We start from the raw sequence: 19,627 nt of genomic DNA, 5'->3' as shown, positions 1-19,627 counted from the left end.
CGGCGCTATTTCGCCCGCCGGCGGGTGGCCAGCACGTTGCGGATCGAAAAGCTGGAGTGGATGCGCAGCACCCCCGGCAGGGTGGAGAGAATCTCGGTGTGGATGCGCTCGAACTCAGCCGCATTCTCCACCTCGACGCGCAGCAGATAATCCGACCCGCCGGTCATCAGATAGCACTCCTGGATTTCGGGATGTCGGCGCACCGCCGTCTCGAAGCGGTTGAGATAATCCTCGGTCTGGCGCTCCAGCGTGATGTTGATGATCACCGCCATTGCCGCCTCGCGGGCGGAATGGTCGAGCAGCGCCGTGTAGCCGCGGATGACCCCGCCATGCTCCATCAGCTTGATGCGGCGCAGGCAGGACGAGGCCGACAGTCCCACCTCCTCGGCGATCCGCGCTGTCGGCATGCGGGCGTCGAGCCGTAGCAGGCGCAATATGTTGCGGTCGGTGGGGTCGAGCGCGCTCATGATCGATCCTTCGAAATCGTCAGCGATTATTGCATCAAAAGGTATTTTTCGAAAGTTTCGCGCACGGATCGCCCGCCGTTTGCGCGATGCCCGCATTATGATTTTGCCAGGATAGGCAAGGCCGCGAGGACGGACGATGTTCGGCGAAATGTCGCAGAGCCAGCGGGCGAGGGTCGATGCCGCGCCGGGCCTCCTGACCATCGATCTCGGCGCCCTCGCGGCCAATTACCGGCTTCTGTGTGCACGCGCCGGCGCGGCGCGGGTGGCGGGCGTGGTCAAGGCCGATGCCTACGGGCTCGGCGCCGCGCGCGTCGCTCCCGCACTTTATGCAGCCGGCTGCCGGCATTTCTTCGTCGCGCAGCTGGGCGAGGCGCTCGATCTGCAGCCTGTGCTTGCAGCGGACGTGCAGCTCTGCGTGCTCAACGGCCTGCAGCCGGGGGCGGAGGCGCTCTGCGCGGATGCTGGCATCGTTCCGGTGCTCAACAGCCTTGAACAGGTTGACAATTGGTCGCGCCTCGCCCGCGCCCGTGGCGTCATGCTACCGGCCCTGCTGCAGTTCGACACCGGCATGTCCCGCCTCGGTCTGCCGCCCGATGAAGCAGCCGAGCTGGCCGCCGCGCCCGAGCGGCTGGCCGGCATCGACATGCTCCACATCATGAGCCACCTCGCCAGCGCCGACGACCCGTCGAGCGCGCAGAATGGCGAGCAGCTCGCCGCCCTGCGGCGCCTCGTGCCGTGCTTTCCCGGCGCGGCCCTGAGCTTCGCCAATTCCGGCGCCCTGTTCCTCGACGCGGAGTATCACGGCGCGCTGGTGCGGCCGGGCATCGCGCTCTATGGCGGCGCGCCGAATCCGGCGCTGCCCAACCCGATGCAGCCGGTGGTGGGGCTGGAGGTGCGGGTGATCCAGACCCGCCTTGTGCCGGCGGGCACCCGCATCGGCTATGGCGGCGCCCATGTCACCACGGCGGAGCGCCGCCTCGCCACCCTTACCGCCGGCTATGCCGACGGACTGCCCCGAAGCCTGAGCGACCGGGGCGCTGCCTATCTCGGCCCGGTGCGCCTGCCCATCGTGGGCCGCGTCTCCATGGACAGCGTCACCGTCGACATCACGGCGCTGCCGCCGGGCACGCTGCGCCTCGGCAGCTTGGTGGAGTTCATCGGGCCCCACCAGACGCTCGACGCCCTTGCCAGCGACGCCGGCACCCTTTCCTATGAAATCCTCACCGGCCTCGGCACGCGCTTCCACCGCCTCGCTCGATGACGTGAACGACAGGACATGCGCTTATGAAGATCGTCGTTCTCGGCGCCGGGGTGATCGGCGTCACCTCGGCCTATTACCTCGCCAAGGCCGGCCATGAAGTAACCGTGCTGGACCGCCAGCCCGGCCCGGCGCTGGAGACCAGCTACGCCAATGCCGGCGAGGTCTCGCCCGGCTATGCCTCGCCCTGGGCAGCCCCCGGCATCCCGCTCAAGGCGCTGAAATGGCTGTTCATGAAGCGGGCGCCACTGGTTATCCGGCCGATGGCGGATCTCGCCACCTGGCGCTGGATGGTGGCCATGCTCGCCAACTGCACTCAGGCCCGCTACGCTCTGAACAAGGGCCGGATGGTGCGCCTCGCCGAATATAGCCGCGACGTTCTCGTCGCGCTGCGCGCCGACACCGGCATCGCCTATGACGAACGCATGCAGGGCACGCTGCAGGTGTTCCGCACCCAGAAGCAGCTCGACGGCATCGGCAAGGATATCGAGGTGCTTGCGAAGGACGGCGTGCCTTTCGAGGTGCTCGACCGCGCCGGCTGCGTCGCCGCCGAGCCGGGCCTCGCGCCCTCCGCGCACCGCCTCGTCGGCGGGCTGCGCCTGCCCACGGACGAGACCGGCGACTGCTTCAAATTCACCGCCGCGCTGGCGGCGCTGTGCGAGGGGCTCGGCGTCCAGTTCCGCTATGGCGTCGACATAAGGGGCCTCACCCGCAGCGGCGGGACGATCGCGTCGGTGGCGACCGCGAACGGTGACATCACCGCCGACGCCTTTGTAGTGGCGCTGGGCAGCTACGCGCCGGCGCTGCTGGCGCCGCTCGGGCTGCGCCTGCCGGTCTACCCGGTCAAGGGCTACTCGCTCACTGCGCCGATCGTCGACGAGGCGCGGGCGCCGGTTTCCACCGTCATGGACGAGACCTACAAGGTCGCCATCACCCGGCTGGGCGACCGCATCCGCATCGGCGGCATGGCGGAAATCGCCGGCTTCAACCTCGATCTTCCCCCGTCCCGCCGCGCCACGCTGGAGCACTCGGTGGGCGAGCTTTTCGGCGGCGGCGGCGACCTGCGTCGAGCGACCTTCTGGAGTGGGCTGCGGCCGATGACGCCCGACGGCACCCCTGTCATCGGCCCGACGCGCTATGCAAACCTGTTCCTGAATGGCGGCCACGGCACGCTGGGCTGGACCATGTCCTGCGGCTCTGCCCGCGTGCTCGCCGACCTGATGAGCGGCCGCGCGCCGGAGATTGAAAGCGCCGACCTCGCCCTGTCACGCTATGGCCGCTAGTCTGCGCGGTATCGCGGAGATCACGCCGGCATGAGCCTGACCACCGACCCTCGCCCCCGCAGCAGCGACCTGCTGCTCGTGGTCGACCTGCAGCACGATTTCTGCCCTGGCGGGCGGCTTGCCGTACAGGGCGGCGACGAGGTGGTACCGGTGGTCAACCATCTCGCACGGCGCTTCGCCAATGTTGTGCTGACGCAGGACTGGCATCCGCCCGGCCACCTGTCCTTCGCCAGCTCGCACCCGGGCACACACGAGTTCGAGACGATCGAGGTCGCCTATGGCTCGCAAATCCTATGGCCGGACCATTGCGTGCAGGGCACGCGCGGCGCGGCGTTCTGCGATGATCTCGACATTCCCCATGCCGGGCTGGTGCTGCGCAAGGGCTATCACCCGAGCATCGATTCCTACTCGGCCTTCTACGAGAATGACCGCCGCACCGCGACCGGCCTCGCCGGCTATCTCCGCGAGCGCGGCATCGGCCGCCTCTTCATCGCCGGCCTCGCCTTCGATTTCTGCGTCCGCTACTCCGCCGAGGACGCGCGGCGCGCCGGCTTCGAGGTGATCGTGATCGATGACGCCTGCCGCAGCATCGATGTCGACGGTTCGGACGCTGCGACGCGGGCGCGGTTTCAGGCGCTGGGCATCGCCTACATTTCCTCCGCGACGATCGCGCACAGTACCTGAAGCCCGGCGCACGGAAACCATGGCTCACATCCTCGTCGTCGGAAGCGTGAACGTCGACCGCATCTGGCCGCTCGACGCGCCCTTGCGGGCCGGCGGCCGGCTGACGCGGCGCGACGCGAGGCTGCACATGGGCGGCGGCGGCTTCAACACCGGCGCGGCGCTGCTCGCCCTGGGCCACCGCGTCACCCTTGTCGCGACATTGTCGAGCGACGCCGCCGGCCGCGCCGGCCGCGCCCGGCTGAAGGCGATGGGCTTCGACCTCGGCCATCTCAGCGCCAACGAGGCGCCAACCGAGCCGCTCGACATTCTGGTCGACCCCACCGGAGAGCGCACCATCATCGCCCCCGCCACCACCGAGGCCCGGCGCCTCACCGCCCTGCCGCCGCTCCATGTGGACCTAGCCTATGTCAATGTCCGCCGCGCCGCGCCCGGCGTGCTGGAGGCGCTTGCCGCGCGCACGCGAGTGGTGGCGCAGTTACCGCTTGAGGCGATGCAGAGGCGCCCGGCGCAAGTGCTGATCGCCTCCGCCTCCGATCACGCGCTGTTCGCCGGCGCCGACGCCTTCCACAGCGCGCAGGAGATCGGCGGACCCGGCCTCGCGGCACTGGTGCTGACCAACGGGCCGGGGCCGGTGCAGATCAGCGAGGCCGCAGGTCGCACCCAGGTCGCCGTGCCGCCGCTCGGCACGCCCGCCAACACGACGGGCGCGGGCGACGCCTTCGCTGCCGGCTTCATCGATTTCTGGTTGGCCGGCGAGACGGCGCAGGCGGCGGCACGGCGCGGCAGCGAGATCGCCGCGCGCCTGCTGGCCGGCAGCGAGGGCTTGCGCCACGCGCTACCGCTGCCGCTGTCGACACGCCTTGTTGCGGAGAGCTGACTCAGCGGCCCGTCCACGACGGAGCGGCGTCAGCCGCGCTCACGCCTCGTCCCGAAAATGAGCGTCCAGTTCGTCGAGCCAGAGCTGCGCCCCGGCATCCGAGGGCGCCCGCCAGTCGCCGCGCGGGGACAACGAGCCGCCGGCGGTGATCTTCGGGCCGTTGGGCAGCGCCGAGCGCTTGAACTGGTTGGCGAAGAAGCGCCTCAGGAACAGCTTCAGCCAATGCCGTATCTCAGCCCGCGAATAGGCCCGGCGGTCCTCGAGAGGCGTGTTGGCCGGCCAGACGCCACGCGCCGCGTCGCCCCAGGCGCGCTCGGCGAGATAGGCGATGCGCGAGGGGCGGAAACCGTAGCGTGTGAGGTAGAACAGGTTGAAGTCCTGCAGCGCATAGGGGCCGACCACCTGCTGGGTCGACTGGATGGTGGCGCCCGCCTCCGCCGGCACCAGCTCCGGCGAGATTTCGGTGGCGAGCACCGCCTCCAGCGCCCGCGCGGTGGCGGCCGAGACATCGCCCGAGGCGGCGACGAAGCGGATGAGGTGCTGGATCAGCGTCTTCGGCACCGAGGCGTTGACGTTGTAGTGGGACATGTGGTCGCCCACGCCATAGGTGCACCAGCCCAGCCCCAGCTCGGAGAGGTCGCCGGTGCCGACCACCAGCCCGCCTTGCTGGTTGGCGAGGCGGAACAAGTAATCGGTGCGCAGCCCCGCCTGCACATTCTCGAAGGTCACGTCATAGACCGGCTCGCCTCCCGCGAAAGGATGGCCGAGATCGGCCAGCATCTGCCGCGCGGCCGGGCGGATGTCGATCTCGCCGCCGGTGACGCCCAGCGTGTCGATCAGCGCCTGCGCATTGGCGCGGGTGGCGTCGGAGGTGGCGAAGCCAGGCAGCGTGTAGGCCAGCACATCGGTGCGCGGCCGGCCGAGCCGCTCCATGGCGCGGACCGCCACGAGAAGCGCCTGCGTCGAATCAAGGCCGCCGGAGACGCCGATCACCGCCCGCCGGACGCCGGAGGAGGCGAGGCGCTGTGCCAGCCCCTGAACCTGGATGTTGTAGGCCTCGTAGCAATCCTCGGCGAGCCGCTCGGGGTCCGCCGGCACATAGGGGAAGCGCTCGATCATTCGCTCCAGCGGGGCGGGCGCGAGCGGTGTGCCGAGGTCAAAGGCGAGGGTGCGGAAATCCCCACTCCCCTGCGCCCGCGCGCACTCGCCGAATGTGGTGGTGCGCATGCGCTCCTGCCGCAGGCGCTCGAGGTCGACATCGCCGGCGAGCAGCGTCGGCCCATCGGGGAAGCGCTCGCTCTCGCCGAGGCAGGCGCCGTTCTCGAAGATCGCCGCCTGCCCGTCCCAGGCGAGATCGGTGGTCGATTCACCCGGCCCGGCGGCGCAATAGGCATAGGCCGCGATACAGCGTGTGGACTGACTGGCGCAGAGCAGCCGTCGCTGGCGTGCCTTGCCGATGGTGATGTTGCTGGCGGAGAGGTTCAGCAGAACTTCCGCCCCGGCCAGCGCCGCCCGGGTCGAGGGCGGCAGCGGCACCCACAGATCCTCGCAGATCTCGACATAGAAGGTGAAGGGCACCTCACCGTCGCTGCGGAAGAGCAGGTCCGTGCCGAAGGGCGCCCTGATGCCGGCGACCGGGATCGTACCCGATGTGCCAAGACCGGGCGCGAAGTGCCGGCGCTCATAGAATTCGCGGTAGTTCGGCGGATAGCTCTTGGGCACCACGCCGAGAATGTCACCTCGGTGTATCACCACCGCCGTATTGTAGAGCTGCCCCTCGCGCCGCAAGGGCGCGCCGACGACCAGAACGGGAAACAGGTCGCGCGAGGCCGCAGCGAGGTCGCCGATCGCGGCCTCCACCCGCTCCAGGAGGGCGTCCTGAAACAACAGGTCGTCAATGGCATAGGACGACAGGCCGAGCTCGGGAAACAGCATCACGCCGACGCCCCGCGCATCGGCCTGGCGCGCCAGCGCCAGATGCTCCGCGAGTGCGGAGGCCGGATCAGCCACCCGCCCGCGCGGCACGCCGGTGCCGACCCGGAGGAAGCCATGGCGGTACAGACAATGCGAATCGGCCATTACGCCCTCATCAATCCAGCGGCGGACTGATATTTAACCTCTCATGCGCCGCGAACCAGCAAAAGCCGCAGACAGGTCGCATCGGCGTCTTAAGCCTCTGCCGCGCCCTGCCGCACGCAGCAGGCGCGGCGCGGCGGCACTGGTCATGCTCTTGGCGGCGGCTGCACCAGAGGCCCACGCGGCCGATCCCCCGTCCCGGCCCTCCAGCCGCTTTGCCCAGGCGTGCAAGGCGGAGGGGCCGGGCTTCGCCTATATCCCCGGTTCCGACACCTGCCTGCGGATCGGCGGCTATCTCTGGGCCGAGACCTATGCCAACAGCTACACCGACTACCCCGCCGCCAATGCCCGCAGCTACTGGGTATCCACCTTCGGCCTGCTGACCGATGCGCGCACCCAGACCGAATACGGGACGCTGCGCACCTACACCGATCTGCGCATCATCTGGCGCACCGCCGACCTCTGGGGCCCGGCGCCGGCGAACGAGGCGCAGTTCCAGCCCTATGACATCCGCATCGAGTTTGCCGGCTTCACCTTCGGCTATCTGCGATCCTTCTTCGACTTCTACGCCAATGCCAATGTCCTGGGGACCGACCCGATGACCATTGGCGACGAAACCCAGCTTCCCATGCTCGGCTACACACTGAAGCTGCCGGACGGTTTCGCCGCCCAGCTCTCGCTCGAAGGGGCTGCCCAGCGCGCCGGGGGCATCCTGCCGGCGGCGGCCGGGGGCCCCCGGCTCATCGACGATGAGGGTGAGCGCGGGGAGACCGGCTGGCCGGAGATCGTCGCCACCCTCGGTCAGAGCGGAAGCTGGGGCGATTTCAAGCTGTCGGGGGCGCTGCACCAGATCGCGCAGGCGCCGGTGAGCGAGCGGATCGGGGCCGCGACGGGCGAGTGGGGCTACGCGCTGCAGGCCGGGGTGATGTTCAACCTGCCCTTCCTCGCGGCGGGCGACACGCTGTACCTCCAGGCGGCCTATGCCGATGGGGCCTCGTCCTATCTCGGGCTGCTCGATCCCGGCCAGGATTTCTCTCCGCCGGACGCTTTCCAGCATCCGGATGGCTCGCTCTCGAAGGTGCGGGGCTGGAGCGCCGTCGGGCAGCTGCTGCACAATTGGAGCCCGCACTGGAACTCGGCCGTCTTCGGCGGCTATGGCCGCATCGACATTGCCGATCCCCTCGCGCAGGCCACCTATGGCACCACCGGCATCGATAACTTGAACGCCGGCGCCAACCTCACCTGGGCGCCGGTCGGCCCGTTCGCCGTGACCTTGCAATATGACTACAACCTCTATGCGGCCGACGCCTTCCGCCCCAGTGCGGAGGGGCTGAAGCTGGCGTCGCGGGAGGCCCATGAGGTGATGCTGCTGTTCGCCGCGACCTTCTGAAGGGCGGCGCATATCGGCTTCAGGCGGCGCCCATCTCGTCCAGCGCCATCGGCGATTCCGGCAGCACCTGCCCGCCGTCGATCACCATGCCTTGGCCGGTAATATACCCCGCCTCCTCGCTGGCGAAGAACAGCGCGGCATTGGCGATGTCGAACACGCTGCCGAGCTTCTTCATGGGCACGCAGGCGGCAGTGGAGGCGATATAGGCCTCGCCCATTCCCTCCATGCCCTCAGTGAGGATGTTGCCCGGCATCACCGCATTCACCGTGATGTTCCACGGCGCCAGTTCGATCGCCGCCGTGCGCATGAAGCCCATCTGCCCGGCCTTCGATGCGCCGTAATGGGTCCAGCCGGGAAAGCCGGTGATCGGCCCGGTGATGGAGGAGGTGATGATGATGCGGCCCTTCTTCGCCGCCTTCATCGCCGGCAGCACGGCGGAGACGGTGAGGAAGGTGCCCTTGAGATTGGTGCCGATGACATGGTCGAAATCATCGCCCGTCATCTCGCCGAGCTTGGCGGCGGGGAAGATGCCGGCATTGGCGCAGAGCACGTCGATGGCGCCGTAGCGCTCCAGCGCCGCCAGCGCCATCGCCGTCATGTCCTCCGCTTTGGTCACGTCGGCGGCGAAGGCGGAGGCGTTCGCGCCGATCTCGGCGGCCACCTTCTCGGCCTCGGCGAGCGAGCGGCTGACCACCAGCACGTTGAGCCCGGCCTGGCCGAAGCGCAGCGCGAGGCCGCGCCCGATGCCCTTGCTGGCGCCGGTGACGATGACGGTCTTTCCTTCAAGCGACGTGAACATGGTGCGGCTATTCCCGACTGATTTCTGGAGTTGTCTTCCGGCATATCCTACCGCAGGCGGTCGACATGCCGTCAAAACAGGCTGCCTGTCTTTTCATCAGGTTGAGCCGCAAATTTGGTGTTGTAAAGGCCAAATTCGAATGTTTAGGTTCACACACAGTCCAACATAATTTCCACATCCGCCCGCCGGATGTGGAAAGCACGCGCGGCCGCCCGACATACGGCGCCCAACAACCCAGAGGGACTTCGCGATGGCAGGCATTTCGAGAAGGTCGGTCTTGCAGGGCATGGGAGCGGGCCTTGGCGCGCTCGCCGCCGCCGGTCCGCTGTTCAACGCCAACAAGGCGTTCGCGGCGCGCGAGAAGGAGCTGAACATCCTGTGCTGGGAGGGCTACAACTCCGCCCAGGTGCTCGACCCGTTCCGCTCGCAGACCGGCGCGACGGTGAAGGCCGAGAGCCTCACCAACGACCCCACCATGATCAACCGGCTGCGTGCCGGCGAAATCAACACCTGGGACCTGATCAACGTCAACAATCCCTGGGCGCGCAAGGTGATGCTGCCCGAGAAGCTGATCAAGCCGCTGCCCAAGGCGGAGTTCGAGCCGTTCTTCGAGACCATGCTGCCCATGTTCAAGCCGCCCTACAAATGGGCGATGAGCGAGGACGGCTCCGAGCTGATCGGCATGGCCCAGCGCTTCGGGCCCTATAGCTACGTGGTCAACACCGACAAGGTGAGCCGCAAGACCGCCGAGGACACGGGCTGGGACCTGTTCAACGACCCGGCTCTCGCCGGCAAGTACGGCATTCTCGAATCCGACGACTGGAACGTCTTCAACATCTTCATCATCGCCGGCATCGACCCGTTCAAGGTCCACACCCCCGACGAGATGGCGAAGTTCGAGGAGACCGCCAAGCGCGTCTTCAAGGGCGCCAAGCTGATCGGCGACATTGCCTCGATGAACCAGGCGCTGATTTCCGGGGAGATCGACCTGCATATGACGGGTGGCACCTATTCGGTCTCCCCAGCCCGCGCCGACGGCCACCCGAACCTGCGCGGCATCACGCCCTTGCGGGGCCCGCTGCCCGGCGGCAAGGGCGGCATCGCCTGGATCGAGATCACCTCGACGGTGAACAACCCGAACCTGTCTCCGCTGGCGCTCGACTTCCTGAAATATGTGCAGGCGCCGGATGTCGCGCACAAGGTGGCCTTCGCCGAGGGTACGTTCAACCCGGTCGCGCAGATGGGCAACAAGGCCTGCTTCGACCTGTTCACCAAGGACGAGCTCGACGCCATCCAGTGGGACAGCCTGCAGGAAGAGATGGACCGCTCGGCCGAATACGACATCGTGCCGGATTACGACAAGGCGCTCGACCTGATGAACGCCGCCAAGCGCATGCGGGGATAAGGCGGCGAGGACCTGCCTCCTTCGAGGCCCGGCAGTGCCGGGCACCTCGGGATGACGGCGGTCCTCGCCCCTCGTCATGCTGAGGAGCGAGGCGACGCCCCGCATCTTGAAGCACGCAGCCGGCCCATCACTCACCATCACTGTCGGCGGCGACCTCTCGTCGCCGGCCCATTGTGGAAGACCCCATGCTCCAGACCTCGCCGGCCGCCCTCCCCGACGCCGCATCACCGCCAAAGCCGATCCTTCAGCTTGTCGGCCTGCGCAAGAGCTTCGGCGGGTTCAACGCCGTCGAGGGCATCGACCTCGACGTGCGCGAGGGCGAGTTCCTCACCATTGTCGGGCCCTCCGGCTCGGGCAAGACGACGCTGTTGCGCATGCTCGCCGGCATGGACACCCCGAGCGAGGGCAACATCACCCTGCACGGCGAGCTCATCAACGATGTGCCGCCCAACAAGCGCCCCACCTGCCTCGTCTTCCAGTCGCTCGCCTTGTTCCCGCACAAGAGCGTCGGCGAGAACATCGCCTTTCCGCTCAAGGTGAAGGGCGTCGACGCCGCCGCCCGAAAGGCGCGCGCACTGGAGCTGATGCGCATCGTCCGCCTGCCGGAGAACTATTTCGACAAGAACGTCATGAAGTGCTCCGGCGGCGAGCGCCAGCGCGTGGCTCTGGCCCGGGCGCTGGCCTATGACCCCGAGGTGCTGTTCTTCGACGAGCCGCTCTCGGCTATCGACTATAAGCTGAAGAAGACACTGGAAAAGGAGCTGAAGGATTTGCACCGGGAGACCGGCAAGACCTTCATCTACATCACCCATTCGCTGGAAGAGGCGATGGTGATGTCGGACCGCATCGGTGTCATGCGCGCCGGGCGGATCGTGCAGATCGGCACGCCGGAGGAGATCTACGGCGCCCCGGTCGACCGCTTCGTCTGCGAGTTTGTCGGCGAGGTTAACACGCTGCAGGTGCGGCGCGGAGCGGACGGGGCGTGGACCGGCACCGACGTGCCAGGCACCTTCACCCTGCAGCCCCCAGCCAGCGGCGCGGTTCTGGACGAGGCCTTTGTGGTCGTGCGTCCCGAATTCATGCGCATCCTCGGCCCCGGCGAGCAGGCCGACAACCGGCTGGAAGGCGTCGTCTACAACGAGTATTCGCTCGGCTCGCGCATCCAGTACCAGGTGCGCGTCGGGGCCAAGGTGATGCTGGTGGAACTGTCGCGCGGGCGCGCCCTGCCGGCCAGCGCCGACCGCCGGGTGACCCTCGGCTGGGATGCCGCCGACGCCTTCACGCTGGAGAGCTGAGCATGGCCGATCTCGCCATCGCCGGGGCACCGCCCCAGGCCGCTGCGGAAAGCGCCGCCGCGCTGCGCCATGGCCGTATGCTGTCGGTCGGTGCCCGCTGCGCGCTTCCCGTCGCCCTGCTGCTCGGCATCGGCTTTCTCGCCCCGCTGGTGGCGATCTTCGGCTATGCCTTTGCAACGCCGCGCAGTTTCGACGTCTTCCGCAGCTTCACCCTAGCGAATTTCGCCACGCTGTTTGACCCCTCCAACACGGTGTGGCTGTCCTTCTTCTGGTCCTGCGGGCTGGCGCTGTTCACCGTGGCGATCCTCGCCGTGGTCGCCTACCCCATCGCCTATGGGCTCAACATGGTGTTCGGCCGCTGGTCGGCGCTGATCAGCGTGCTCTTCGTCTTTCCGCTCTTCGTGTCGGAAAATGTGCGGCTCTATGGCTGGGTGCTGTTCTACATCAAGAACGGCGTGCTCGACGGCTCGCTGAAATGGCTGGGCCTGCCCGGTGGGCCGGAGGTGCTGTACACGCCCGGCATCACGCTGTTCGGCATGGTCTATACCTACCTGCCCTTCATGCTGTTCCCGATGACGCTGGGCCTCGCTCTGGTGCCGCGCGACCTCGTGGATGCGGCACGCGACCTCGGCGCCGGCCGCCTGTTCATCTGGCGCGAGATCGAGCTTCCGCTCGCCATGCCCGGCATCCTCATCGGCATGCTGCTCACCTTCGTGCTCGCCATCGGCGCGACGGCGGAGGCGAAGATCCTCGGCGGCCAGTCGATCATCGTGATCTCGCACGAGATCGAAATCGCCTTCACCTATTCGCAGAACTGGCCGCTCGGCTCGGCCCTCGCCGTGGTCGTTACCTTCTTCATCGGCGCGCTGACCCTGTTCGCCCTGTCGAAGCTGGACCTCGACCGCATGCTGGGAAGGCGCTGAGATGGAACGCAAGCGAACCAATGCCGCGATCTGGGTATGGACGCTGTTCGTACTGGTGGTGATCTATCTGCCGATCGCCTGCGGCGCGCTGGCCAGCTTCAACAAGAGCCGGTATTTCGGGTTGCCCATCAAGACCTACGCCACCGAATGGTGGCAGAAGACGCTGGATTCAATCGAGATCGGCATGATCGTGAAGACCTCGATTTCCATCGCGCTGCTGGTGACGGTGTTCTCCGTCGTCATCGCCACCTTCGGTGCGCTGGCCTTCGCCCGCTATGACTGGAAGGGGCGCCGGCTCTACCAGAAGCTCATCCTGCTGCCGATCTTCTTCCCCCAGCCGGTGCTGGGCCTTGCCATGCTGCTCGGTTTCAACGCGGTAGGCATTCAGACCAGCTGGATGACGGCGGTGTTCGCCCACATGGTGTGGATCGTGCCGGTTGTCACGCTGGTCATCGCCATCCAGGTCTATGGCTTCGACCCCTCGCTGGAGGAGGCGGCCTATGACCTCGGCTGCTCGCGCACGCAGGTGTTCCGCGAGGTGACACTGCCGCTGCTGTGGCCGGGCATCTGGTCCGGAATGCTGTTCGCCTTCTTGCTCTCCTGGAGCAATTTCCCGCTTTCGCTCTACACGACGGGGGCCGACTCGACGATTCCCGAATGGCTCTACGCCAAGATGGTTGCCGGCTACACGCCGATGGTGCCGGCGCTGGGCACCATGGCGACGCTGGGGGCGGCATCGCTGCTGCTCGCTGGCGGGCTCATCGGCATGCTGGCCCGCCGGCGGGCCGCAGCATGAGCGCGGACGAGCCCCTGGAAAGCGTGGCCGACCGGCGCCGCCCGCGCCTCGACAAGGCAGCGCGCCATGCGCGCATCCTCGCCGAGATGCGGGCCTCAGCGACCCTGCGCGTCGGCGACCTCGCCACCGAGCTCAACGTCTCCACCGAGACCATCCGGCGCGATCTGTTCGAGCTCGGCGAGAAGGGCCTGATCAATCGCACCTATGGCGGCGCGGTGCGGCCCTTCGCTTCCGAGCCCTCGGTGACCGAGCGCCATGGCCTGATGGTGGCCGAGCGCGAGGCCATCGCGGCGGCGACTGTGCGGCTGATCAAGCCGAAAGAGGTCATCGCCATCGGCGCCGGCGCCACTACCACCCATGTCGCCCGCCGCATGGCCGCCGCCTGCCGCGACCTCACCGTCATCACGCACTCCTTCTCGGTGGCGACGGTGGTCTCCGCCAACCCGACCATCGACGTCATCATGTGCCCCGGCCGCTACAATGCCCGCGAGGGCATGATGGTGGGAGTGGAAACCGCCGAGTTCCTGCAGAACTACAATGTGAATCGCGCCATTCTCGGCATTTCCGGCATCACCACGGACGGCCTCGCCGACGCCGAGGCTCCCGCCGCCTGGGTCTACCGGGCGATGATGAACCGGGCGTCGGAGACCATCATCGTCTCCGACCACCAGAAATTCGACGTGCCCTCGCTGGCGATCTGGGCGCGCATTCCCGACATTCAGCGCCTCGTCACTGACCGGCCGCCGGAGGGCGCGGTTGCGCGCGCTCTCGGCCGTGCGCTGGTCGAGATCACGGTGGCGGAGGCCAGAGCGTGAGCGAGCCCGTGACCCAGCCCTCAACCCAGCCGATGTATGATGACGCCTTCCTGTCGCGGCTCGAAGCCGGGCTGCGCGCCGCGCTGCCGCGCTGGGGGCTGTCGGAGGCGACGCACCTGCAATTGCTCACCATCTCGGAGAACGCCACCTTTCGCGCCCACGATCCCGCCGCGGCGCGCCATGTCGTCTTCCGCGTCCACCGGCCGGGCTACCACACCCGCGCGGAGATCGAATCCGAGCTCTCCTGGCTGACTGCGCTCGGTGCGGACAGCATCGTGCCGACGCTCACACCGCTGCCGCAGGCCGATGGCCGCCTCATCGCCGACCTGCAGGAGGACGGAACAATCCGGCATGTGGTGGCATTCGGCCTCGTGCCCGGCCGCGAGCCAGCGGAAGGCGACGACCTTCCCCGCTGGTACCGCGAGCTCGGCGCGATCAATGCGCGGCTTCATATCCATGCGCGCGGCTGGCAGCGCCCCGAAGGCTTCACCCGCAAGCGCTGGGACTATGACGCCATGCTGGGCGACGTGCAGCTCTGGGGCGACTGGCGCGCCGCGCTCGGCCTCGACGCGGAAGGCCGCGCCGTGCTGGAGCGCACCGCCCAGGTTCTGCGCGATCTGCTCGACACCTATGGCACCGGCGAGGACCGCTTCGGCCTCGTCCATGCCGATATGCGGGTGGCCAATCTGCTGGTCGACGACGACACGCTCTCGGTGATCGATTTCGACGATTGCGGCTTCAGCTGGTATCTCTACGACTTCGCCGCCGCCATCAGCTTCAGCGAGCACGAGCCCTATGTCCCGGCGCTTCAGGCCGCGTGGATCGAGGGCTACCGCACGGTGGCGCCGCTGCCGGACGAGGACTGCGCGATCCTGCCGGTCTTCATCATGCTGCGCCGCATGCTGCTCACTGCCTGGATCGCCTCGCATGCCGAGACGCCCACCGCCAAGGCGCTGGGCGAAGGCTACACCCACGGCACGGTCGACCTCGCCCGCGCGTTTCTCCGTCGCTACGACAGTGATGGCACCGCAGCCGTAACCGGGAGGGCGGTCTCGTGAAGAGCCAGGAACTGCAGATTCTCTCGCTCAACGCGTTTTCCGGCAGCACCGGGCCGATGGCCCCCGATGTCGCGGCGCTGGTAGAGCGCCGGCGGGCCAGCTTCGGCGCCGGCTCCGTGCTGTTCTATGACGAACCCCTGCGCATGGTGCGGGCGGAAGGCGCGTATCTCCACGCCTCGGACGGGCGCGCCTATCTCGATTTCTACAACAATGTTCCCACCGTCGGGCATTGCCACCCGAAGGTGGTGGAGGCGGTACGCGCGCAGATCGGCGAACTGAACATCCACTCGCGCTACCTGTTCGACGTGTCGCATGACTATGCCGAGAAGCTGCTGGCCACCTTCCCACCCGCGCTGAGCAATGTCGTGCTCACCTGCACCGGCAGCGAAAGCAATGATTTCGCCCTCCGCCTCGCCCGCAAGATCAGCGGCGGCGAGGGCATCATCGTCACCCGCACCGCCTATCACGGCAACACCGCCGCGGTGACGGAGGTTTCCCCCTCCTCCTACAAGAACGGCGCGCCGCCCCGCCATGTGCGCATGGTGCCGGCGCCCGACCCCGCTCTGTTCGGCAATGATGTGGCGCAGGGCTTCGCCGACGCCGTGCGGGCGGAGATCGCGGCGCTGGAGGCCGACGGCATCCGCTTCGCCGGCCTGCTTGTCGACACCATCTTCTCCTCGGACGGCGTCTATGCCGACCCGCCGGGCTTCCTGAAGCCGGCGGTGGAGGTGACCCGCGCCGCCGGCGGCCTGTTCATCGCCGACGAGGTGCAGCCGGGCTTCGGGCGCACCGGCACGGGCATGTGGGGCTTTTCCCGCCATGGCGTGGTGCCGGACATCGTCACCATGGGCAAGCCGATGGGCAATGGCTACCCGATCGCCGGCGTCGTCACGCGGCCGGAGATTCTCGCCGCCTTCTGCGCCGATTTCGGCTATTTCAACACCTTCGCCGGCAGCCCGGCGGCCTGCGCGGCCGGGCTCGCGGTGCTGGAGGTGATCGAGGAGGACGGCCTCATCGCCAATGCCGCCCGTGTCGGGCGGCATCTCGAGGCGCGGTTGAAGCGCTTGCAGGCGCGCGCGCCGATCACCGCCGTGCGCGGGGCGGGGCTTTATATCGGCGTCGAGTTCGGTACGGAGAAAGGCCCGGCACCGGAGATCGCCAAGGGGCTGATCAACGGGCTGCGCCAGCACGGCATCCTCATCGGCGCCGCCGGCCGCTACGGCAATGTTTTAAAGATCCGCCCCCCGCTCTGCGTCACCACCGGCCATGTCGACATGCTGGTGGACGCGCTGGAAGAGCTTTTGACCTAGCCGGCGCCAGAGGGCGAAGCGCCGCGCCGCGCGCGCCGTGGCATCAGGGCCGAGGGCTCGGCCGCCCGGTCAGCGGTCGATCATGCGCATCTGCTCTTCCGGGTAGCGGGCGCCTTCCACCGCGACGGCGGCGAGCGCGGCTTCGATGCCCGACAATTCGGCCGGGGTCAGCTCGATGGACCCGGCGGCAAGGTTCTCCTCCAGCCGGTGAACCTTGGTCGTGCCGGGAATGGGGACGATCCACGGCTTCTGCGCCAGCAGCCAGGCGAGCGCGATCTGCGCGGGGGTGGCAACGCGGTCGCCCTCGCTCCGGGCTTTTGCCGCGTCCTTGAGAACGTCGATGAGCGCCTGGTTGGCTTTGAGAGCGGCGGCGGTGAAGCGTGGCTGGGTGGCGCGCATATCGGTCGTGGCGAAGGTCGTTTGCGCGTCCATCGCACCGGTGAGGAAGCCACGCCCCAGCGGGCTGAAGGGCACGAAGCCAATGCCCAGCTCTTCCAGCACGGGGAAGATTTCCGCCTCCGGCTCACGCCACCACAGCGAATATTCGCTCTGCAGCGCCGTCACCTTCTGCACCGCATGGGCGCGGCGGATTGTGCCGGCGCCGGCCTCGGACAGGCCGAAATGCAGCACCTTGCCCTCGCGGATCAGCTCGCCCACGGTCCCCGCCACCTCTTCGATCGGCACGTCCGGGTCGACGCGGTGCTGGTAGAGCAGGTCGATCCGGTCGGTGCGCAGCCGGCGAAGCGAGGCTTCCGCCACCTCTCTTATATGTGCGGGCCGGCTGTCCATGCCGACGCGCCGAAGCGTGCCAGGCTCCATTCTGAAGCCGAACTTGGTGGCGAGCACCACCTTGTCGCGCACGGGCGCCAACGCCTCGCCCACCAGTTCCTCATTGATGAAAGGGCCATAAAATTCGGCAGTGTCGAAGAGGGTGACGCCACGTTCCACGGCGCCGCGCAGCAACGCGACGGCGTCGGCCTTGTCTGGCGCGGTGCCATAGGCCGATGTCAGCCCCATGCAGCCGAAGCCAAGCTCCGAGACCGTGAGAGCGCTGTTTCCGAGAGCGCGCAGGCGCATGTCCTACTCCTTCGACACGTTAGGCGGAGAGGCCGGCTCTGCCAGCGCCGTTCAGCGCGGCGCGCGCTTGGCGAGGATGCGCTGCAACGTACGGCGGTGCATGGAAAGCCGCCGCGCCGTCTCTGAGACATTGCGGCTGCACAGCTCGTAGACCCGCTGGATATGCTCCCAGCGAACCCGGTCCGCCGACATCGGGTTTTCGGGCAACTGGGGCTTGTAGTCACCCTGGGCGTTCAGCGCGGCGCAGATGTCGTCGGCATCCGCCGGCTTGGCGAGATAGTCCACGGCGCCGATCTTCACCGCATTCACCGCGGTGGCGATGTTGCCATAGCCGGTGAGGATGATGCCGCGCGCTTCCGGGCGGCGGCGCTTGAGCGCGGAGATGACGTCGAGCCCGTTGCCATCGCCGAGCCGCATGTCGACCACCGCATAGGCCGGCGCGCCGCCTTCGACGCTGGCAAGGCCGTCGGCCACGGTTTCCGCCGTGGTGACGGTGAAGCCGCGCATCTCCATCGCCCTGGCGAGCCGTTGCAGGAACGGCCGATCGTCATCGACGATCAGCAGCGTGCGGTCCTGCGGTTCCGTGGCGATATCGAGCATCTCACGCTTTCCCTTATGCCGGCTGCGACGTTCGCAAGTGCCGGGTCAACGGCCTGGCGGAACGCCGCAACGTCGACTTTTGGGTGAGTTTATACCCCGCCGATAGCGAGAGCGCAAAATTGCGGCACCCCAAATCTGTCACGATTGCGCGTCATGGCCGCCGCCCGGCCCGCGATCGCCCGAAATGTCGATCACCCGCCGCGACCAGCGTACGCCGACCGAGGCACCATGCGCGGGCGGTGGCCGGTTGACAAAGGTCAGCGCCGCGCCGGTACGCTCCAGCAGCGTCTTGGCGATGAAGACACCGAGGCCGAGCCCCTGCTGCCCCTCATCCGCCTCCGGCTCGGCGCCGCGCTTCCAGCGGCTGCGGCCGCGGCTGGTGACATAGGGCGCGCCGATGCTGTCGAGCAGTTCGACCGGGAAGCCGGGGCCGTCATCGGTGACGCTGATCGTCACCTCCTCCTCGCTCCAGCTGGCGACGATGTTGACACGGTCCCGCGCGAAGTCGACGGCATTCTCGACAATGTTTCCCAGCCCGTAGAGAAGCCCGGGATTGCGGGCAATGATCGGCTCGTCGGGCGCGCCGGTGGGCAGGGTGACCGCGATGGCGATGCCAAAATTGCGGTGCGGTGCCACCACGTCTTCCAGAATGTGCGAGATCGGCATGCGATCGAACGGTGCCTCGCCAGCATCAAGCGTCGTGAGACGGCGCAGGATGGCGCGGCAGCGCTCGGCCTGTTCGCTCATCAGCCTGATGTCGTCGCTCAGCGGGCTGTCCGCGGGCAGGGCGCGCGCCAATTCCTTCGCCACCACCGTGATGGTCGCGAGCGGCGTGCCCAGCTCGTGCGCCGCCGCCGCCGCCAGCCCGTCCAGCGCGGAGAGGTGCTGTTCGCGCGCCAGCACCAGCTCGGTCGCGGCCAGCGCCTCGGAAAGTTCGCGGGTTTCCTCCGCCACCCGCCAGGCGTGCACGCCGATGAAGGCGATGGCGATGGCCAGCGCCAGCCAGATGCCCAGCAGGTAGAGCGTCGGCAGTTCCGGTGGATGGCCGAGCGTGCCGCCCGCACCCCAGGGCAGCGGCATCTGCCAGAACCCGACCAGCGCGGCGCACGCCGCCGCCAGCATGCCGAGCAGAATGGTGGTGCGGGGCGAGAGGGCGGTCGCCGATATCAGCACCGGGGCGAGGAAGAGCAGCGCAAAGGGATTTGCGAGGCCGCCGGTCAGGAACAGCAGCGCCGCGAGCTGGAGGATGTCATAGGCCAGCAGCCACGCCGCCTCGATATCCGACAGCCGCCGCGCGCCGGGATTGCGTAGCCTCAGCGCCAGATTGAGCCAGGCGGAAAGCGCCACCACCGCAAGGCAGGCGCCGATGGGCAGGGAGAAGCCGAGCAGCCATTGGACGACGACGATCGCTACCGTCTGTCCGGAGATCGCCAGCCATCGCAGGCGAATGAGCGTGTCGAGCCGCAGGCCGAAGAAACGTTCGCCGATTGGATGGTCGAGGGAAAGCGACATGA

General features: G+C 68.0%; 18 protein-coding genes. 12 read left to right on the top strand and 6 right to left on the bottom strand.

The genetic code is table 11. The features are described from left to right. Positions 1-5: 5 nt before the first annotated feature. The gene (locus tag ACQY76_RS08245) at positions 6-467 is read right to left on the bottom strand and encodes an Lrp/AsnC family transcriptional regulator (RefSeq protein WP_428032394.1); all 462 of its coding nucleotides are present in this window, start codon (positions 465-467) and stop codon (positions 6-8) included. Positions 468-603: 136 nt separating this feature from the next. Here ACQY76_RS08245 and alr point away from each other — a divergent pair, with 136 nt between their 5' ends. Genes alr through ACQY76_RS08225 form a run of 4 tightly spaced genes read left to right on the top strand, consistent with a single transcriptional unit; the run spans position 604 to position 4,569 of the window. Then, positions 604-1,728: an alanine racemase gene (gene alr, locus ACQY76_RS08240; protein ID WP_428032393.1), complete on the top strand. Its 1,125-nt coding sequence runs from the start codon at positions 604-606 to the stop codon at positions 1,726-1,728. 23 nt (positions 1,729-1,751) lie between these two features. Next, on the top strand, positions 1,752-3,008 hold the full coding sequence (locus ACQY76_RS08235) for a D-amino acid dehydrogenase (RefSeq protein WP_428032392.1): 1,257 nt from the start codon (positions 1,752-1,754) through the stop codon (positions 3,006-3,008). A gap of 30 nt (positions 3,009-3,038) precedes the next feature. Then, positions 3,039-3,692, top strand: a complete 654-nt coding sequence (gene pncA, locus ACQY76_RS08230; RefSeq protein WP_428032391.1) for a bifunctional nicotinamidase/pyrazinamidase — start codon at positions 3,039-3,041, stop codon at positions 3,690-3,692. Between the two features lie 19 nt (positions 3,693-3,711). Further along, a complete protein-coding gene (locus tag ACQY76_RS08225) occupies positions 3,712-4,569 on the top strand; it encodes a PfkB family carbohydrate kinase (protein WP_428032390.1) in 858 nt (285 codons plus the stop codon). 39 nt (positions 4,570-4,608) lie between these two features. Here the strand turns inward: ACQY76_RS08225 and ACQY76_RS08220 are convergent, their stop codons facing one another. Next, on the bottom strand, positions 4,609-6,648 hold the full coding sequence (locus ACQY76_RS08220) for an NAD(+) synthase (RefSeq protein ID WP_428032389.1): 2,040 nt from the start codon (positions 6,646-6,648) through the stop codon (positions 4,609-4,611). A 145-nt stretch (positions 6,649-6,793) separates the two neighbouring features. Between ACQY76_RS08220 and ACQY76_RS08215 the strand changes: the two genes are divergently transcribed. Continuing rightward, entirely contained in the window at positions 6,794-8,035 is a 1,242-nt protein-coding gene (locus ACQY76_RS08215) for a porin (RefSeq protein ID WP_428032388.1), read from the top strand. Positions 8,036-8,054: 19 nt separating this feature from the next. On the opposite strand, the gene fabG is transcribed toward ACQY76_RS08215, so the two are convergent. Next, positions 8,055-8,834: a 3-oxoacyl-ACP reductase FabG gene (gene fabG, locus ACQY76_RS08210; protein ID WP_428032387.1), complete on the bottom strand. Its 780-nt coding sequence runs from the start codon at positions 8,832-8,834 to the stop codon at positions 8,055-8,057. Positions 8,835-9,084: 250 nt separating this feature from the next. Between fabG and ACQY76_RS08205 the strand changes: the two genes are divergently transcribed. From ACQY76_RS08205 to ACQY76_RS08175, 7 genes are all read left to right on the top strand, one after another. Continuing rightward, positions 9,085-10,239 carry an ABC transporter substrate-binding protein gene (locus tag ACQY76_RS08205; protein ID WP_428032386.1) on the top strand — a complete coding sequence of 385 codons (1,155 nt, stop codon included), beginning with the start codon at positions 9,085-9,087 and terminating at the stop codon, positions 10,237-10,239. A 185-nt stretch (positions 10,240-10,424) separates the two neighbouring features. After that, entirely contained in the window at positions 10,425-11,534 is a 1,110-nt protein-coding gene (locus ACQY76_RS08200; protein ID WP_428032385.1) for an ABC transporter ATP-binding protein, read from the top strand. Between the two features lie 2 nt (positions 11,535-11,536). Then, on the top strand, positions 11,537-12,457 hold the full coding sequence (locus tag ACQY76_RS08195; protein WP_428032384.1) for an ABC transporter permease: 921 nt from the start codon (positions 11,537-11,539) through the stop codon (positions 12,455-12,457). A 1-nt stretch (position 12,458) separates the two neighbouring features. Continuing rightward, positions 12,459-13,253 (top strand): ABC transporter permease, encoded by a 795-nt coding sequence (locus ACQY76_RS08190; RefSeq protein ID WP_428032383.1) that lies wholly within the window; start codon positions 12,459-12,461, stop codon positions 13,251-13,253. Then, on the top strand, positions 13,250-14,068 hold the full coding sequence (locus ACQY76_RS08185; protein WP_428032382.1) for a DeoR/GlpR family DNA-binding transcription regulator: 819 nt from the start codon (positions 13,250-13,252) through the stop codon (positions 14,066-14,068). Before ACQY76_RS08190 ends, ACQY76_RS08185 begins: the two co-directional genes overlap by 4 nt. A gap of 32 nt (positions 14,069-14,100) precedes the next feature. Continuing rightward, complete coding sequence (locus tag ACQY76_RS08180) at positions 14,101-15,126, top strand: phosphotransferase enzyme family protein (RefSeq protein WP_428032968.1); 1,026 nt, start codon at positions 14,101-14,103, stop codon at positions 15,124-15,126. A 56-nt stretch (positions 15,127-15,182) separates the two neighbouring features. After that, complete coding sequence (locus ACQY76_RS08175) at positions 15,183-16,436, top strand: aspartate aminotransferase family protein (protein ID WP_428032967.1); 1,254 nt, start codon at positions 15,183-15,185, stop codon at positions 16,434-16,436. Between the two features lie 69 nt (positions 16,437-16,505). Here ACQY76_RS08175 and ACQY76_RS08170 read toward each other — a convergent pair whose 3' ends face one another. The 3 genes from ACQY76_RS08170 to ACQY76_RS08160 form a co-directional block, all read right to left on the bottom strand. Further along, positions 16,506-17,513, bottom strand: coding sequence for an aldo/keto reductase (locus ACQY76_RS08170; protein WP_428032381.1), 1,008 nt, complete (start codon positions 17,511-17,513; stop codon positions 16,506-16,508). Between the two features lie 51 nt (positions 17,514-17,564). Further along, a complete protein-coding gene (locus tag ACQY76_RS08165; RefSeq protein WP_428032380.1) occupies positions 17,565-18,113 on the bottom strand; it encodes an ActR/PrrA/RegA family redox response regulator transcription factor in 549 nt (182 codons plus the stop codon). Between the two features lie 138 nt (positions 18,114-18,251). After that, entirely contained in the window at positions 18,252-19,625 is a 1,374-nt protein-coding gene (locus ACQY76_RS08160; protein WP_428032379.1) for an ActS/PrrB/RegB family redox-sensitive histidine kinase, read from the bottom strand. Positions 19,626-19,627: the final 2 nt, after the last annotated feature.

The organism is Ancylobacter sp., assembly GCF_965279025.1.
In the GTDB taxonomy this organism is placed as follows: Bacteria; Pseudomonadota; Alphaproteobacteria; order Rhizobiales; family Xanthobacteraceae; genus Ancylobacter.
The sequence above is the reverse complement of the archived record's forward strand: the minus strand, read 5'-3'. Positions and strand labels throughout refer to the sequence as shown.

What these genes read in the sequence shown, in the direction of transcription:
- ACQY76_RS08245 (WP_428032394.1), bottom strand. Translation starts at nt 467, where the DNA reads ATGAGCGCGCTCGACCCCACCGACCGCAACATATTGCGCCTGCTACGG.
- alr (WP_428032393.1), top strand. Translation starts at nt 604, where the DNA reads ATGTTCGGCGAAATGTCGCAGAGCCAGCGGGCGAGGGTCGATGCCGCG.
- ACQY76_RS08235 (WP_428032392.1), top strand. Translation starts at nt 1,752, where the DNA reads ATGAAGATCGTCGTTCTCGGCGCCGGGGTGATCGGCGTCACCTCGGCC.
- pncA (WP_428032391.1), top strand. Translation starts at nt 3,039, where the DNA reads ATGAGCCTGACCACCGACCCTCGCCCCCGCAGCAGCGACCTGCTGCTC.
- ACQY76_RS08225 (WP_428032390.1), top strand. Translation starts at nt 3,712, where the DNA reads ATGGCTCACATCCTCGTCGTCGGAAGCGTGAACGTCGACCGCATCTGG.
- ACQY76_RS08220 (WP_428032389.1), bottom strand. Translation starts at nt 6,648, where the DNA reads ATGGCCGATTCGCATTGTCTGTACCGCCATGGCTTCCTCCGGGTCGGC.
- ACQY76_RS08215 (WP_428032388.1), top strand. Translation starts at nt 6,794, where the DNA reads ATGCTCTTGGCGGCGGCTGCACCAGAGGCCCACGCGGCCGATCCCCCG.
- fabG (WP_428032387.1), bottom strand. Translation starts at nt 8,834, where the DNA reads ATGTTCACGTCGCTTGAAGGAAAGACCGTCATCGTCACCGGCGCCAGC.
- ACQY76_RS08205 (WP_428032386.1), top strand. Translation starts at nt 9,085, where the DNA reads ATGGCAGGCATTTCGAGAAGGTCGGTCTTGCAGGGCATGGGAGCGGGC.
- ACQY76_RS08200 (WP_428032385.1), top strand. Translation starts at nt 10,425, where the DNA reads ATGCTCCAGACCTCGCCGGCCGCCCTCCCCGACGCCGCATCACCGCCA.
- ACQY76_RS08195 (WP_428032384.1), top strand. Translation starts at nt 11,537, where the DNA reads ATGGCCGATCTCGCCATCGCCGGGGCACCGCCCCAGGCCGCTGCGGAA.
- ACQY76_RS08190 (WP_428032383.1), top strand. Translation starts at nt 12,459, where the DNA reads ATGGAACGCAAGCGAACCAATGCCGCGATCTGGGTATGGACGCTGTTC.
- ACQY76_RS08185 (WP_428032382.1), top strand. Translation starts at nt 13,250, where the DNA reads ATGAGCGCGGACGAGCCCCTGGAAAGCGTGGCCGACCGGCGCCGCCCG.
- ACQY76_RS08180 (WP_428032968.1), top strand. Translation starts at nt 14,101, where the DNA reads ATGTATGATGACGCCTTCCTGTCGCGGCTCGAAGCCGGGCTGCGCGCC.
- ACQY76_RS08175 (WP_428032967.1), top strand. Translation starts at nt 15,183, where the DNA reads ATGGCCCCCGATGTCGCGGCGCTGGTAGAGCGCCGGCGGGCCAGCTTC.
- ACQY76_RS08170 (WP_428032381.1), bottom strand. Translation starts at nt 17,513, where the DNA reads ATGCGCCTGCGCGCTCTCGGAAACAGCGCTCTCACGGTCTCGGAGCTT.
- ACQY76_RS08165 (WP_428032380.1), bottom strand. Translation starts at nt 18,113, where the DNA reads ATGCTCGATATCGCCACGGAACCGCAGGACCGCACGCTGCTGATCGTC.
- ACQY76_RS08160 (WP_428032379.1), bottom strand. Translation starts at nt 19,625, where the DNA reads ATGTCGCTTTCCCTCGACCATCCAATCGGCGAACGTTTCTTCGGCCTG.